Origin of the sequence: Antarcticibacterium arcticum (assembly GCF_007993795.1) — a bacterium.
Lineage (GTDB): Bacteria > Bacteroidota > Bacteroidia > Flavobacteriales > Flavobacteriaceae > Gillisia > Gillisia arctica.
Window position 1 is genome coordinate 1,412,445 of record NZ_CP042476.1, and the last position, 16,016, is coordinate 1,428,460.

18 protein-coding genes and 1 tRNA gene are annotated in these 16,016 nt (G+C 36.8%); 3 read left to right on the plus strand and 16 right to left on the minus strand.

Going from position 1 to position 16,016, the window contains the following annotated elements; translation table 11 throughout:
- Positions 1–11 precede the first annotated feature (11 nt).
- The 10 genes from FK178_RS06320 to FK178_RS06365 form a co-directional block, all read right to left on the minus strand.
- A complete protein-coding gene (locus FK178_RS06320) occupies positions 12–554 on the minus strand; it encodes a YceI family protein (protein ID WP_146832325.1) in 543 nt (180 codons plus the stop codon).
- Positions 555–963: 409 nt separating this feature from the next.
- Complete coding sequence (locus tag FK178_RS06325; RefSeq protein ID WP_146832328.1) at positions 964–1,404, minus strand: SRPBCC family protein; 441 nt, start codon at positions 1,402–1,404, stop codon at positions 964–966.
- 59 nt (positions 1,405–1,463) lie between these two features.
- On the minus strand, positions 1,464–1,886 hold the full coding sequence (locus tag FK178_RS06330) for an SRPBCC domain-containing protein (RefSeq protein WP_146832331.1): 423 nt from the start codon (positions 1,884–1,886) through the stop codon (positions 1,464–1,466).
- A 60-nt stretch (positions 1,887–1,946) separates the two neighbouring features.
- Positions 1,947–2,357 (minus strand): DUF1428 domain-containing protein, encoded by a 411-nt coding sequence (locus tag FK178_RS06335; RefSeq protein WP_146832333.1) that lies wholly within the window; start codon positions 2,355–2,357, stop codon positions 1,947–1,949.
- Positions 2,358–2,524: 167 nt separating this feature from the next.
- The gene (locus FK178_RS06340; RefSeq protein ID WP_146832336.1) at positions 2,525–3,055 is read right to left on the minus strand and encodes a hypothetical protein; all 531 of its coding nucleotides are present in this window, start codon (positions 3,053–3,055) and stop codon (positions 2,525–2,527) included.
- A gap of 379 nt (positions 3,056–3,434) precedes the next feature.
- Positions 3,435–4,145, minus strand: coding sequence for a PA3715 family protein (locus FK178_RS06345; RefSeq protein WP_146832339.1), 711 nt, complete (start codon positions 4,143–4,145; stop codon positions 3,435–3,437).
- Between the two features lie 99 nt (positions 4,146–4,244).
- The gene (locus tag FK178_RS06350; RefSeq protein ID WP_146832342.1) at positions 4,245–4,733 is read right to left on the minus strand and encodes a hypothetical protein; all 489 of its coding nucleotides are present in this window, start codon (positions 4,731–4,733) and stop codon (positions 4,245–4,247) included.
- 123 nt (positions 4,734–4,856) lie between these two features.
- Positions 4,857–5,813 carry a hypothetical protein gene (locus tag FK178_RS06355; RefSeq protein WP_146832345.1) on the minus strand — a complete coding sequence of 319 codons (957 nt, stop codon included), beginning with the start codon at positions 5,811–5,813 and terminating at the stop codon, positions 4,857–4,859.
- A 210-nt stretch (positions 5,814–6,023) separates the two neighbouring features.
- Positions 6,024–6,869 carry a methyltransferase family protein gene (locus FK178_RS06360; RefSeq protein WP_146832348.1) on the minus strand — a complete coding sequence of 282 codons (846 nt, stop codon included), beginning with the start codon at positions 6,867–6,869 and terminating at the stop codon, positions 6,024–6,026.
- Between the two features lie 128 nt (positions 6,870–6,997).
- On the minus strand, positions 6,998–7,438 hold the full coding sequence (locus FK178_RS06365; protein ID WP_146832351.1) for a phage tail protein: 441 nt from the start codon (positions 7,436–7,438) through the stop codon (positions 6,998–7,000).
- A gap of 227 nt (positions 7,439–7,665) precedes the next feature.
- Between FK178_RS06365 and FK178_RS06370 the strand changes: the two genes are divergently transcribed.
- A complete protein-coding gene (locus FK178_RS06370; protein ID WP_146831006.1) occupies positions 7,666–8,631 on the plus strand; it encodes an IS110 family RNA-guided transposase in 966 nt (321 codons plus the stop codon).
- A gap of 71 nt (positions 8,632–8,702) precedes the next feature.
- Here the strand turns inward: FK178_RS06370 and FK178_RS06375 are convergent, their stop codons facing one another.
- The 3 genes from FK178_RS06375 to xerA all read right to left on the minus strand — a co-directional run bounded on the left by FK178_RS06375 (position 8,703) and on the right by xerA (position 11,286).
- Complete coding sequence (locus tag FK178_RS06375) at positions 8,703–9,083, minus strand: hypothetical protein (RefSeq protein WP_146832354.1); 381 nt, start codon at positions 9,081–9,083, stop codon at positions 8,703–8,705.
- A 216-nt stretch (positions 9,084–9,299) separates the two neighbouring features.
- The gene (locus FK178_RS06380; RefSeq protein ID WP_146832357.1) at positions 9,300–9,911 is read right to left on the minus strand and encodes a hypothetical protein; all 612 of its coding nucleotides are present in this window, start codon (positions 9,909–9,911) and stop codon (positions 9,300–9,302) included.
- Positions 9,912–10,158: 247 nt separating this feature from the next.
- The gene (gene xerA / locus FK178_RS06385) at positions 10,159–11,286 is read right to left on the minus strand and encodes a site-specific tyrosine recombinase/integron integrase (RefSeq protein WP_146832360.1); all 1,128 of its coding nucleotides are present in this window, start codon (positions 11,284–11,286) and stop codon (positions 10,159–10,161) included.
- A 97-nt stretch (positions 11,287–11,383) separates the two neighbouring features.
- On the opposite strand from xerA, the gene FK178_RS06390 reads away from it, so the two are divergent.
- A complete protein-coding gene (locus FK178_RS06390) occupies positions 11,384–11,764 on the plus strand; it encodes a hypothetical protein (RefSeq protein WP_146832363.1) in 381 nt (126 codons plus the stop codon).
- Between the two features lie 732 nt (positions 11,765–12,496).
- On the opposite strand, the gene FK178_RS06395 is transcribed toward FK178_RS06390, so the two are convergent.
- The 3 genes from FK178_RS06395 to FK178_RS06405 form a co-directional block, all read right to left on the minus strand.
- Positions 12,497–12,570: transfer RNA gene (locus tag FK178_RS06395), tRNA-Pro, on the minus strand.
- Between the two features lie 180 nt (positions 12,571–12,750).
- Entirely contained in the window at positions 12,751–14,007 is a 1,257-nt protein-coding gene (locus FK178_RS06400) for an alginate export family protein (RefSeq protein ID WP_146832366.1), read from the minus strand.
- Between the two features lie 90 nt (positions 14,008–14,097).
- Entirely contained in the window at positions 14,098–15,000 is a 903-nt protein-coding gene (locus FK178_RS06405; RefSeq protein WP_168194567.1) for a diacylglycerol/lipid kinase family protein, read from the minus strand.
- Between the two features lie 209 nt (positions 15,001–15,209).
- Between FK178_RS06405 and surE the strand changes: the two genes are divergently transcribed.
- Entirely contained in the window at positions 15,210–15,938 is a 729-nt protein-coding gene (gene surE / locus FK178_RS06410; RefSeq protein WP_146832372.1) for a 5'/3'-nucleotidase SurE, read from the plus strand.
- Positions 15,939–16,016 lie beyond the last annotated feature (78 nt).

Here is a 16,016-nt window from a genome sequence, read left to right on the forward strand (position 1 = left end):
CTTAAAAATTTTTAAGCTTGTTTTACAAATTGAAATTCCCCGTTAATGCGTACATCATCGCTCACCATAACCCCTCCGGTCTCCAAAGCTGCATTCCAGGTTAAACCCCACTCCTTACGGTTTATTTTTCCGCTTACAGAGAAGCCTGCTTTTTCCTGCCCGTAAGGATCTTTCATCAATCCACCGTGATCTACATCTAAAGATACTTCTTTGGTATTTCCTTTAATAGTAAGCAGGCCGGTTAATTTATAATTGTCCTCATCAAGTTTTTCAAATCCCGTTCCTTCAAACTTCAGGCTATTAAAACTTCCGGCATCAAAGAAATCGGCACTTCTAAGGTGGGTATCCCTGTCTTTATTATTAGTGTACACAGAATTTGCATCTACCGTAGCGGTCACTTTAGCACGGTCAAAATCATTTCCCTGTGAGACGATCTGGCCGTCAAAAGTTTGGAATTCACCTTTTACATTGCTTATCATAAGGTGTTTTACTTTAAAAGTAAGTTCACTGTGTGAAGGGTCCAATTTCCAGATGGTTGTTTTTGTAGTTTCCATAATTCTCGTTTTAAATGTATTATTAAATAGTGTATTACAAATATCCCACTCTAATTCCCCAAAATGATTCACCTATGTTAACTTCGGAAAACTAAAGTTAGAAAAACCCAGTTTTCAGCAATAGGATAGATATAAGGATTATAAAAATAGGATCGAAAAGCAGGAATTTTCAATCTCCTCATTGTGAAAATTAAAAATGCGAAAGAGTAAGTTTAGTTATTGGAAATTAAGATAGGAGTGTTTGCCTGCGTAACAAAATATCCCTAAAATTCTAACAAGGCTTCTTCTATGAAAGGGGTCCAGGAAATAAGCGAAAAAAGAAACATATGGAGATATTTATAGGTGCAGTTTTTAATTGAGACCACTTCTTTTGGTATTTCTCCCCATTTCAATTTTGAATGGTTGGCTACTATCCTTTTTCTTCCAGTATTTTTTTAAGGTTTAGCAAGTCCTTTTTATTAGCTTTTCGCATCATTGTAGCCATAAGAGGCGCAAAAAATTTTGAAAAGCCTGTCGGGATTCCTTTGTTGCGTAACGTTATTTTTGTTGATTTTTCATCTATCGCAGTCCAGGTATACGTTGTTTCCATGGGAAATGGACCGTCAACTGTTTTCATAACCAATTTGTGCCGCGGAATAAATTCTATAATCCCGTAAGTATATTCCAGTTTTCTGCCCAGGAAATGCGCCACGAAGGCCACCCGGGAACCTATTGTCAAGGGTTTTGGGGTTTTCCATTGTGCCGAATTAATATTCACATACCATTCAGGTGCATTGTCCGGGTTGGTCGCATAATCTGCAACGATCTCAATGGGTTTGTTGATTATAATTTCGGTAAAAACATTTACCATAATCTTAAAATTGTAGTTACCATGCTTTGTTTAAATGGGTCTATCCTTCTTTGACATTATTAACTCATAAAGGGCCTTTCATTTTTTCCCTCTGCAAATTCTTTTAAGAAATACATTAGATGGCCCCAGTCAGTATTACATTTGGAGAAAAGGTCATCGATTTTAGTCCAATCTGCATGTGTAAATCTAAGTAAAGTTGAATTGGGGTCGATTTTAGAAATTTCAAAAATAAGGCGTGTATTTTTCCATTCCTCAATTTCACCTGTACATCTCCATTCCACATATTCATTTTGAATTTCTTTCAGGCTAATCATGTTGAAAAGAATCCTATGATTGTTAAAACCAAAAGTGTATTTTTTTTCGACCTCGTCAACCTTTACATCGTGGGTCCACCAACTTTTAAGCCCTTGTTCGGTTGTGATTGCTTTAAAAACCTTTTCCGGTTTGGAATTAATTATAATACTGTGGTTTAAATTTGCCATCTCAGTTATGGTTTTTTAATATTCCGCATAAAAATATGACTGCACCCTCTCCAATTAAAATCAATGTGACGGGGCTTCACTACTTTTTGATTGAACAAGCGGTTGGAATCCTCCATAAACCATCCTACCTGCATCAAAAATCAATCTTTCGGGGTTGGTCAACGGGGTAACTAATTCTGTCATTCTTGGATCTTTAGGAACCTGCTTATTGGCCGAGTCACGAATTTCCTTGGAAGGAAAAATAACCCACCCAAATACAATGGCTTCATCATCTTTTGCATCCAGGGTTTTAATGAAAGAACGCGTTCCTTCCAACGTCAAGTCCTCGCCTACATACTCAAAATAAGCAAGGGCACCATATTCTTTCCAAATTTCAGCTACCTTTTCCGCCACGTTCCTGTATTCGTTCAGATGGATTCGTGGAACCGGAAAAACAAAGCCGTCTATGTAATTTGTGTTTCTGTCCTCCATTTTTATTTTGTGATGGTTTCTCTATAGTTTTTCAGCTGTTGTGCAACGTCCCGGCTATGAATTGTTGCGTAAGTTAGCACTTAACTTTTAAGTACGCACATTGGAGTTAAGAGATTAATATTACCTATTAGCACGCCTTTTCCCTTGTAAAATTTAAAAGGCCAAATTTATATTGGGCTTATATTTTGAATTTTAATACCTATAAAACAATCGTCCATGCAGTTATCCTCCACGTAACCACACAATGAGATCAGGCCATTATTTTCTGCTTTAAAATAGGTGGTTGTATTCCTTCTGTTTATAAGCCAGTCGTTTTCAGCATTCAGATAAACTTCATCCAGGGTAATGGCATCTGCTGTAGGAGAAGTAGCGTGAGTATTGATTTCATTATAGGACTCGGTCCACTCGCGGTCTTCTTCAGGAACATAACCGATGGTTTCTTCAGAAGAAACATATTTAAAATGCCTATTACTTATTTCCCCGTCTTTTACCGTAATGGTTGTTACCCAGGCCGTACCTGTCCAACTTTCTGCTCTTACAATATATTTATATGAATTATTATTTGTTTGCTTGAAACTTTTCCAATGCGTTTTGCTGATTTCCAGTTCGTCCCGGTGATCTATCTCAGCTTCCGTCGAGCAGGAATATGTAAGGATAGAGGACAGTATTAATACAATAAAATAAATTTTGGTTTTCATAATGCGCCTTTATATAATGACCTAAGAATCTATAATTGGTTGCGTAGAATTATTGTTATTTTCCCATGTCTTACCAGATTAATCTTTTTTCTCACCATTTAAAATACTTTGGCCATGAGGATTGTGTAGTGGGAAACGAGGGTTTGACATATAGAATTGGATCTTCTTTATATGTATGTTCTACTATCTAAATGAAATGCATTCTCATAACCTGTATTATTCACAACAATCAGGATGTTTTTTGATTCATTGATGGTTATGGAAAAAGCTCATCAGGATTTTTCATTAATTAACTACCAGTTTCCCTCAATGAATTTATCGGGTTGCCAGCTATCCGGGTTCAATTCAAGACAGGTATAAGCCTTGTTTTCAAATGTTGTTACAAAGTGTTTTTATAGGTTCCATCGTCGAACTGTAGGATTTCTACTGCTTGTGAATTTTCCACTACGGTAGGTTCACAATGCTGGTCAGTCGACACACTTTTTTGTATTGAATCTGTAAATTTTAAATTATAAAATCCGTTATTTTTAATGTCTGTAATTTCCAGAGATTTTGAATGTGTTTCAAAATCTCCATTACAACGGGTGTCAGTTTCTCCATTTAGATAAGAAATCCGATAATCTTTTAATACAGGTTTTAACTGTTCACCTTCCCTAACAAATAAAGAAAGTTCAGTTGAATAATAGGGAGCTGGTCTACTCCCATTGGCATATTCGATTTTGATTGCATATCCTAATTCAGATTCGTTGAGCCTATAGCGGGTAGAATCAATTTTTATATTTTTTAAAACCAGGGCATCACTAAACCAGTCACTATTCCCTAAATATTTTGAGATTATTTGACCCGTTGCATTATGAACGAGCACCAGGTGAGCATCAAAAATAAGTATTCCCTCTTCCTCCTTAGAAATCACCGGAATGACAATCAAAGATTCTGAATCAAAATTTTGTACAATAGGTTGCTGGGTAAAAACCTTTGATTCTGGAATGTGCAGCTGATCCAGAGTTTCTGAAATTAGTTTTGCCTGAGTAAGTTGACTGTGACAACGAAATGTTGATACCAGAAAAATTAAAAATATGAGTCTTTTCATTTATGTTTTTGAACCTGTCATAAAAAAATAAGGAGGGCTGTAAATATTAAGTTAAGCACTTCTGCCCTATTTTTCTCTAATTGTTATATCCACGATTATTTAATAAGACATCCATTTTTGCTCTCTCTCTGTTGAATCAAGAATATCAATATTGAAGATTAGATGAAAATGTTTTGCTTTTTTAAAAGCATCTTCTTTTTCAAATGTCCGATAAAAAGTTAAATGTTTATTTCTTTCATAGAATAGATTAATAATGAATATTTCCTCTGAAAAGGTTGTTGATGCACCCAGAGAATTTACTCTTTGTTTTTGTTTTCCTTTAAAGACTGAAATATATTCGAATTCCGGACTCACTTTCCATTTCCCAAAATGAACCCCAAAAATTGACCAAATGTTTCGAACTGAGTTGTTATCCATATTATATTGAGATCCGGTAGTGGAGGCTAAATAAACAGCAAACCCAACCATAAAAAACCCAAATAACATACTTTCGTAGAGAATAATGTAAAAAGCAAAAAGAATTACTATGGCTCCAAAAATTATTTTAAATGTGGATACAGGTTTTGTGTAAGTTATATTATTGTTCATTCAGGTCATATTTTTGGATACGCTCTACGTTATAGCAAGTAGCGTCGACTTGAGACAAGTTGGAGCTTTGTTTTTTTACTCAGTTCTGTGTTTTTATAAAAAATCCTTTGTTGTGCAATTTGTTTAATTATCATTTACAACAAAAGTTTTTACCATCCCCTTTTCATCGGCTTTAGGCGTTTCAGAGATTAAGAGATAATTTCCAGACTCTAAATCTACTTCAAAATACCCTGTTTCGCCTGCTTCACAATTGTTCATTCCACCTAAAAAAGTAAAGCCTGAAGGAGACGGTGTCATTAATCCGGTGGGATTCATCCAATTCATCCAATGGACTAAAGAATCAATGTTTGCTGTAGAGTCGTATTTAATTAAATTCACATCATGACCTGAAAAATGCTCATAAGGAACCTGATCAATAAAATTTACTTTAAATCTATTTTTTCCTGGTTTAGGTTGTGCATCAAATACATATCCATCTGTACTGGAAATACTTATTGTATGATCTGCTTCTACAGGGGAAAAATTTGTAGGTTCATCAATAACGGTAATAAACTTCCACATACCATGAGAAGAATGAAATTCACCGTTTGTTCCTTTAACGTAACACTCCATCAAATATTTACCGGGGGTCAGGTTAACACTTGAGATTGCTGTTTCACCCGGTGAAATTAGTCCTGTACCACCAAATCTTTTAACATCGTTAAACCAGGCAGGTATTTTACCAAATGCGGTCATAGCGCTGTCTGCTTTCCCTTCTATCAAATACTTCATACCATCATCAAATACAGGCATCAAATGATTTGTGATGTCGGCGTCAGTGATAGTATCAGATGGCAATTTATCCAATATGAAAAAGTGTACCTCACCAGAAAGATTTTTATAAGAAAAAGTATTCCATCCGGATCTTACGGTGTCTACTGTCTGGAAATCCATGCTTCTGGTAACCACTTCAATCAAGTGATCTTCTTTTTGGTTTGACTCTGTTTGCTCCTCTTGTTTTTTATCATTTTTACAGGCAAGTGTCAAAAGTACCAGTAAAATTATTCCCCAATTCCCGTAGTTGGTTTTTTTAAGTTTCATAATATTTGGTTTTGATTAGTTTGTATTGCTTTAAATTTTCAAATATGATTGTTCATTTTTGTTCAAATTGCACACAACTGTTGGGTAATAATATTCGTTGCGGAATCTTCCATCCAGGGCTTTTTGGGGATAGCCTCGCCTTCCATACAAGATAGTAATTTTAGACGAAAAACTTTACAACAATGAACTATTGCCGTTGTTGTAAGGCGTTTATCTAATTTTTGGAAGCCAGAGTTTTACATTATCGCGATATAACTGATAGTCCTTTCCGAATCGTTTAAACATATTTTTTTCTTCTATCGGCCTAACTACAATGTGCCAAAGTAAACCTCCTAATATTGTATATATGAGAAGATGAATAGAACTAAAATATATTGATATGGCAAGTCCCTGACCTATTCCAGCTATAGCCATTGGATTTCGCACATATTTGTAAGGACCTCTTACCACTAGTTTATTTGTTTGATAAGCAGGTAAAGGAGTACCATTCCCATACAATACGAGGAAATAAGCACTGGACAATCCAAATAAACTGGAGAGAATAATAATCACATAAGCTATTACTTTTATCAACTGGGAAGAGGGCATTTGAATCTCAAAGGAATCGATTATTATCCATGGAAACAAAATCAAGGTAATTGACCAAATACTAAGAATTTGAATAACAGTTTGAAATCCATTAGACCATACATTCCCAGATTTGGATTCTCTGAATAGGTTAGATTGATATACAAGAAATAGATTGTAAAAAAGACCCAGGAGCATAATGATTGTCGGCAAGTATCCCCCCGAGGTAAAAAGTGAAGCGTTTACACAATATAAACTACCATAAGCGAAACCTCCCAGAATAATCAATTCCAGGTCTCTACTGGGTTTATAAGCTCTTATAATAGATAAAAAAGTTATAACGAAAAGATCCGGGGCAAAAAAAGAATTGAATGCCACTCCCGATATTCCAGGAAACTGAAAGGCCTGGTAAAAATCTTTGCTAATTACCAATCCCAGCCACCAAAGTGAGACCAGTGCGCTTTGAACTAAATAGGCTGTTCCTTTCAATAGATTACAGTTTTATTAAATTACACTCCACGCTGAGTAATAAATATGTTGTGCACTGAAGGCTCTCCCTCTCAAAATACTCGAAAAGCTGAAGCGGGCTACAATCTTTAAAAAAACAAAAAAACCTTTCACACATTTCCAATAGTTAATCCTTCATGCGCCAACTCTAATGTCTCAATTACAACTTCATTTGCATTTGATTTCATATCAGGACTTGAAATTTTCGTGAGCCAGGCATTCAGTAGTGTCCAGGTCATTGAAGCATTACCATTCTCATCTAATAATTGAATGGTTACCGTTTCTCTATGAATTGTATTCATTTTAATGGCATCGTACCATTTTAAGAATTTATCATCATTACCAAAAATGCCTTTTTTAAGAGTAACTTTTCCTGACTTGTTGATAGTAGAAAATTGATTGCTATCACCGTGTCTATATTCCATTACTTGAGGTCCTGTTTCTAAACCGGAAATTTCCTGAAATAACGCTGTACTGTCAGTTAAACAGAATTTTACGGAGAAGTAAAACTTTGGAAGTGGCCATAAATTATCCTGAGCTTCTCCTTCCATGATTTTATAAATTAAGCATCTTAAGTTTGATTTTCTTAATTTTTACATATTAATCAGAAAGAACAAAAGAGAGGAGTAAGGTTATTTTAAGCATAGGAATAATAATTCCGTAAACATTGAAAACCCCCTCTCTTTTCTACTTCAATTTCGTTCAGTTCTATGAGACTTTTGATCTCGTTTTCAAGATGGTGAAAGCAAAGTAGGTGTCCTTTCCTAATCATTTACCTATGAATAAAAGTAAACAAATTTATGGAGTAGACATTAGCAAGAATGTATTTGATGTAGCTGACTCCCAGGGGAACCATTCTCAATTTAAAAACGATGTAAAAGGATTTAAATCATTTTTAAAAACACTTTCATCAGAATCTCTGGTCGTCATGGAAGCTACCGGATACTATCATTACAGGCTTGCACAGTTCCTTTATGAACAGGGAATACATGTGTCTGTAGTTAATCCTCTTTCGGTAAAGAGATTCATTCAAATGAAACTTTCCAGGGTGAAAACAGATAAATCTGATGCTAAAGCTATCTGTGAGTATGCCACGATAAATGAAGTTCCATTATATACTGCCAAAGACAAGAACCAGGCAGAATGTTTACAGCTCCTACGCCTCATCGATATTTATTTAAAACAAAGCACTGCCTTAAAGAATAAGCTACATGGAGAAAAAACCCTAGGAACACCTTCTAAAACAGTATATCATTCATTAAACAGGTCTTTAAAAGCTGTACAGAAGGAAATTAAGATAATGGAGGATCGCCTAATGGAGATAGTCAAAGAAGAGCAACAAAAACAACTAACCCTTATAAAAAGCATTCCCGGCTTAGGCAACAAAACTGCCATTATGATTATCGTTTTGACTGATGGATTTTCAAACTTTGAAAATGCCAGCCAACTCTGCAGTTACACCGGAATCACTCCTAAACTACGTCAGTCTGGAACTAGTGTGAGAGGCCGCAGCCGGATAACGAAAATGGGGAATGCAAAGCTTAGAAACCTACTGTTTATGTGCAGCTTCTCAGCAAGGAAATATAACAAGGCGTGCAGGGAAATTTATGAGAGAATAATAGCAAAAGGAAAAAGTAAAAAACTGGCTCTTATCGCGGTGTGCAATAAACTATTAAAACAGGCATTTGCAATTGCAAAATCGGGATTGCCTTACCAGGAAAATTTTGTCTCGAAATTAGCTTAAAGAACTTGTTTTTTAACTCAGTTCTTTGTTTTTATATCTTGTTATGCCAATTATTTCTTTGCCATTTTTAATCACTGAAATTTGGAAAAATCAGTAGTGCTTTTCTCCGCATAAATTTCTACATTTTTGGAATTGAGATTTAGGATAGCCTTTTCTTTGTTTTTATGATCCAATTGAATTAAATATTTTCCATTTAGAAAATCTTTATTGGCATTCTTGATTGTTAGAGAATCCTTTGAACTCTGAGTAATTTCTCCCTCAAATCTCACACCTTCCAAATTATCAATAATAAACAAACCTTTTTTTCCTATTTTCAACCACCCCGTCATTAAACTCCGGTTATTGTAATTTTGGAGATGATTTACATCATCGTGGATAACATAAAATACATTCCAGTCTCCTTCTAAATTTTCACTTACATTAATATTTTGACTGCAACTCAAGGTCAGCATAATTAAGAGAAGAAAGCATAAAACTGTTTTAATCATAGGTCCGAAATATTTTTACATCCTTGAGTTCTTATTTTTAATTTGGCATAACGTCTCGTATAGAAACTGTGCGAGCTGGCGTGCGTGATTGTCCGCAGGACTAGCAGCTAAGCAAGTGATCACAGAGTTTTGATTTAAGAATAAATTAAGCATTGTTTTTATATGTTGTTAGCAAATGTTCTATTTTAATAATTCTACATATGTATTGTTAGTTGAAGGTTCACTATCAACGGCAAAAGAGTTTCTATCCAAAAGCAAACTTCCTGGAACTGAATCTATTTCAATAAAACGTAAATCAGAAATATATCCTATAAAGCTCATATTTTCAAAGTCATAATAATCAAAATGGATTACATTTTTATCTGTATAAATTTTTTTAAATATTAAAGAATCATTTATTTTTTGTAGATAAGCAAATGTCACGGTCCTTGATTTAATTTTGGAAGCAGGAATACTATCAAATGGGGAATGGAAACTTATAGTTCCCTTTAATACAGAATCACTTTTTTTTCCTTCAATTTTTAGGGTGTAGAATTTACTTTTGGAACTATCTATAACTCCATTTTTATAAATTTTCCATTGATTCCAAATGGAATCTTTCTTTTTGGTTAAATAAACTTCATACTCTTCCAAAATATTATTTTTTCTATAATTAATGGTGATTATTTGATAAAGTTTTGTGGTATCCAATTCTGGAAAATTTTCTTCTAATTCAAGTTTACTTGATTCATTATTTTTACAAGAACCCAGTATAAAAAAAGTTATCAAAAAAATTATATGTGCCTGTTTCATTCTAATTCTAATACCAATTTATTGGTTTATAACCTATCTCCTGTCAATATTGATTTTCTCATAAAATTTTTCATTTATCTCATTCCGTAATTACAGAATGTTTGCTAACGTACTCCTAAATGCATTTATGCATTTAGACATTATTATTTTCGGAATTGTGTATTACATTATATTCTGGTAAAGCGGAGCATTACCTTTATATCACCCTTGTCTCAATATGTAATAAGGGCGGGTTGTAGGGAAACCTTTACGAATCTAGGGGATTTTTTATTTTAAAAAAAATATTTGTTGCCACATGAGTATAAATTTCAGTGGTTTTGCTGCTTTTATGGCCTAAAAGCACCTGGATGTATCGTAAATCGGTTCCACTTTCCAGTAAATGCGTGGCAAAAGAGTGCCGCAACATGTGGGGGGTTACCCTTTTTTGTATGCCTGCTTTGCGCGATGCACCTTTAACTATCCTCACCACACTTTCGGCCGAATACCTCTGCCCCCTTGGGCCTTCAAACAAATATTCCCGCGGCTTCCATTGGATATAATATTCCCTTAATTGCTTCAGCAAGGTTTCAGATAGTAAGGTATATCGGTCTTTGTTCCCTTTGCCGGACTCTACCCTTATGAGCATTCGCTTTCCGTCAATATCTCCCGGTTTTAAATTAAGGACTTCCCCCCTTCTTAAACCTGCCGAATACAAAAGGCTTACAACACAGCGATGTTTGATATTATTGGTATTTTCAATAATGGCCATTACTTCCTCTTTCGCCAGTACCTGGGGCAACTTTTCCTCTACCCGGGGCCGCTCCATTCCGTAGAAACGGTTGGGCATCTCCATAACCACCTCATAATAGAATTTTATGGCATTAATTGCCTGATTGATATAGGAGTTGGAACTGCCTTCCTGTATAAGTTTCTGTAAATAGGCCCTTATATCATTTTCATTGATATGCTCTGGTTCTATATGCCTGTAATGGTTTATAAAAGCTTCAAAACAGGAAACGTAGGTTTTCACAGTGTTGTTGGCATAGCGCTTTAATTCAAGTTTTAAAAGGTAACTCTCCGGGCAGCGCCTGTAATCTTCAGATTGCTTCCGGTTCCTGAACCAGTTTACATCTATTGCCTCGTTATTTCTGCTGAAACCACTATTGGTGAAAAAATGATTGCAATTCACCCAGGCAACCCCGCGAAATTGTTCGAAGATCTCGTCCATGGCCGCTGAAGAATTGGGAACATAATGCATATTGAACTCTTCGCTCCATTCCACATTGGGCAATTCATTCACCAGGGCTTGCAGCACCTTATCCTGAAAAAATTTAAGGCCAATGCATTTTTTCCCCTCTATCAACAAATTTTTAAGTGTGATGTATTTTCGGTCCATGCTAAAAATAAAATTTTGATTAAAATTAAACTTTGAACATACCGTAGCCGTAGAATAATCGTATATTAAACTGGTAAATAGGTTTCTAGCAACAAAAATGGAAGTAAGAAAATGCCCGGTATGTGAGAATGAATTGAGAGGCAGAACAGATAAGAAATTTTGCAACCCTTCCTGCAAAAGCGCTTTTCATTACAATGCAATGCTGGAGCAGGGCCAAAGTTTTTATGCCCGGGTAGACCGGCATCTCAAGAAAAACCGGCAACTCCTTAAAAAATATAACAAAGCCGGCAAATCTACGGTAAGAGCTGCTGTTTTAATAGAGGAAGGATTTAATCCGAAATTCTTTACCCATTATTGGAAAAATAACGAGGGGAGCGTTTATCTTTTTGTGTATGAGTTCGGATTTCTAAGCAGGATGGCAAACGGAAAGAAAAAGTATATCCTTATCACCTGGCAACACTATATGGAAAAAAATTAAAGAGGTAAAAAGTGAAAGTTGGAAATAAAAGGAAGTTAAAAAGGAAAAAAGTTAAAGAGAAAATAGGTCAATTTAAATAGGCATCTCCTACTCCCTATTCCCTACTCACTACTCACTACTAAAATTAAAATCTGCGTTTATCTGCAAAAGATCTGCGCGGTCTGCGGGAAAGTTTTTCAAGGTTTTTGAAATAAGGAAAAAAGAAATAGAGTAAAAAAGGAAATCTAAATTAGGCATCTTCAAACTTACAACTCATAACGCTTAAAACACAACCGATAACTCTTAACTCTTAACTCTTAACTAAAAAAGGGATTTAGAGAATCCTTTTTCATCCATTGCTGGAAATACAAAAAGTGAGTTTAAAAAAAAGAGGCAAAAAGTGAAAGAGGAAAATAAAAGGAAGTTAAAAGGAAAAAGTAAAAGAGAAAATAACTCAATCTAAATTAGACGTCCTGAATCTTAAAACTCTTAACTCATAACTCTTAACTCATAACTCATAACCTATAACTTTAAAACCGCCTGCAGCTTTTCTTGTTTTTTTCCCCCGCTTGCAAAGTGCCTTTGCGCGCGAAGGGATTTTGAGAATCCTTTTTCATCCATTGCTGGAAATACAAAAAGTGCTGCCGGCTAGCGCCTGCAGCTTTTCTTGTTTTTTTCCCCCGCTTGCAAAGTGCCTTTGCGCGGTGGGTAAAAACAAGAAAAGTGGCACTTTCGTGCCACTTTTTGTGCTTGTCGGGATGACAGGATTTGAACCTGCGACCACACGGCCCCCAGCCGTGCATGCTACCGGACTGCACCACATCCCGATTTTGGAATTGCAAATTAAACAGCTTAATTACAATAATCAAAGCGAATGCGGGATTATTTAGCGCAAAACCGCAATTAAAAATAAACCTGTGTTTTTAACAAACTTTACAGCTACTATCCCCACATATCTTCATTCATATCACTTCCTCGCCTGAAAATTATATTCATTTTTAGACCATTTATTTACTTATTGAAAATACCTGCGGGTGAAAGGATATCATTACCCAGGCCCAGTTTTGTATACGGGATGCATCCCCGCCTTTTAACAGTTCCAGTGTATTGCTGCCAAACATTTGCGAATATCCCAGGGAAGCGGTGAGATCCTTCCTTATTTTATGCGATCCAAAAATGTCTATTTCGGTGCCCAGATAGGAATTCCCGTTTCCTTCTGGATCTGGGATAGGAACTGCGGAATAAAAAACATGGGGCATTAAGTGTATTTCAGCTACCTTGATGCGGAAGGACAATTTTCCGTAGAGATCTTTTAGTCCAACGGAATTGAAATGGTTCCCCACATAAAAATAATCCATTTGCCCGTTAAAACCATGGTTTGTCCCAAACAACGGGCTAAAAGAACGATGGCTACCTTCGCCTTCAGAAATTTTGGTGCCGGTGAAATATTCGGCCCCCGCGCCTATTGCCCAGGTGCCATTTAACCGGTAATTCAAGTTCCCTCCCGTATAATAAGCTTTCACGGCCTTCCCGGTACGTTCCCCCGTTTGCCCATACCCGGCAAGATCTCCAAACCAGCTGCCGGAATTAAAGGAATAGTAACTGCCAAACGTTTGAATATATTGGGTTTTCCTCGTGGCTGCATCAAGGTCAAATTCATATCCCGTATTTAGGAACAAAAAACTCACTGCGGAAGCTCCCATTTTAATATTGTAATGTGCAAGCTGAAGGTTTTTATAGGTATTTACAAGATATGGATTACGAAAAAGGTCTTCGCCATCTTCATTCAACGCCCCTACTAACTGTAATTTGTGATTCACAGCGGGATCTATGTTAATGAGCATCGCATCATGGCTTTGGCCTTGCTGCGCCCAATCCAGCGCACCCAGGATCCGCTGGTTGTCATAGGAAAGGATCTGCCGCCCGAATCTCAAAAATACCTTGTCATTCACAAGATATTGGGCGTAGGCCTCAAAAACAGCGACCCCATTCTTATCAAATGTTGTAACCGGGCTTACATCTCCCCAGGTCCTTACATTTTGCAGGGAAAACCGAAGGCTTAAAGCTTCATTATTAAAATCCAGCTGCACCCTGGAGCGTTGCGAGATAAAGGTAATTGCTTCCTGTTCGCTGTCAAGCAAGGTTTTAAATCCGTTTCGGTATTCCAGCCTTGGCCGTAGTTGCAGGGTGGCTTCAAATTCCTGGCTGTGTAAGAGGGATGAAAAAAGGAAGAAAAAAAGAAATCCTATGAGGGAATTTTTCATTTGAAAAAAATAAGGGAGTGTTTGTAAACTTATGTAAAGCAACAAACTGCCCCATTTCCTTCATATGACTTGTATCATATTTCCAAAAGTTTATTTTAAAAAAGTGAGTGCCGCAGGAAGGACCTTTATTTTAATTTTATCCCCTGCATATTCGTCATCCAGCACATCATCTACGTGAACCCTGGAGCCTTTCCATTTGATCTTTACTTTTTTCACCCTAAGCGTGTAGGCAAGTTTTCTAAGGTCAAAAGCAGTTGCCTCTTCCTTTAGAGTTTGAACATAGGCTTCCAATTCCTCTCTTTTATTTTCAGGGATTAATACCAGGTCCAGATACCCGTCTCCTATAGCTGCTTTGGGGGCCACCTGGAGATTTGGGCCAATATAGCGGGTGTTCATTACCTCTACCATAAGAAAGGAACCTTTAATGGTAAACCCATTCAACTCGATCTTCGCGGTTTGGGCCTTATATTTTTTCACTGTTTTTAGCAGCACCTTTAGCGTACGCTCTAGTTTTTCTTCGGGTGTTTCCCCGGGAACTTCCTCCTTTTCCTTCATTTTCGCCATCAATTCAGGAAAAATTCCCATCCCTACGCCTTCCAGAAAGATCTCATCCCCCGCTATTCCTTTTTGCCTTCCGCAGTCAAATTTTCTTTTTGATGATTTAGGGTCAATTGCTTTAAAGGCATCCTTTTCATTGATTGAAAGTGTGGTTGCAATATTGTTTGCCGTTCCCAGCGGCAACAGGTGTATGGGTGGCCGGTTTTCTGGTTTTGCCTGTTTAAGGAGTTCTACACCCACAGAATGTACCGTCCCATCCCCTCCCGCGAGATATATAGCATCGGGTAATTCCTCAAGACTTTTCTCCCAGCCCTCCTCATCTGTAGAAACATATTTGGGGGTCATGTCAGTTCCTTTAAAAAGTGCTATAAGGTGTTTTTTGGAATGTTCGGCGTCGCCGGCCGTAGGATTGTGTAATATCAATATATTCTTCATGCCCTTTGGTTGCTTTAATTCAAATATAACCATAGCAGGGGACGCAAAGATTTGGATTAACTATATGTTATGATTTATGCAAAGAATAGGGGTCTTTATATTAAAGTATGTATAAAATATGGACAATTTAAAAACGAATGAAAATTTAAACGCCGGGATTTCATTAAATTCATTGTTATAATCAAATTGTTGAACCTAAATATTGAAAGATGAAAATACTTGTAACCAATGATGACGGAATATATAGTCCGGGACTTTCCTGTCTTGCCCGTGTGGCTTCGGCATTTGGAGAAGTGATTGTAATGGCGCCAGATGTTGAACAATCTTCCATGGGGCAGGCCATAACTTCGGGAAAACCTATAACTTATAAGAAATCCCCTATTCATTTTGAAAATATAAAGGCCTACAGGGTGAATGGTACCCCGGCCGACTGTGTCGCGCTGGGAACACATCTTTATGAAGATATAGACCTTGTTTTATCTGGTATCAACATAGGTTCCAATTTAGGAAATTCTGCCTGGCATTCCGGGACCCTCTCGGCCGCAAGACAGGCAGTACTTTTTGAGGTGCGGGGTATTGCCCTTAGCGTTTCTGTGGGAGAGGAGGAAACAGATTTTGATGCCCTGGAACCTTATGTAATGGAGGCGTTGAAAGAGGTAGTGTATGAGGACGACCGGAAATTACTTAATATTAATTTCCCCAGGTATCCAAAGGGTGAAGTGGTTTGGACCACCCAGTCTGTAAGGCATTATGATGGTAAGGTAATAGCAAACAAGGACCCTATGGGAAGGCAACATTACTGGTTTACAGTGTTCCCTATTGAACCTGAAGATGAAGGATCTGACCGTTGGGCGGTAAAACACGGTAAAACCAGCATCACCCCAATGATCCTGGACCTTACAGATTATGATTATTTAAAAGAACGGGCTAAAGAATGAATATAAAAACTGAATCAGACTCTATACTGGTAAATTCTAATCTCTTTTTTTCCCGTTTATACTAATAAACCGCATCGC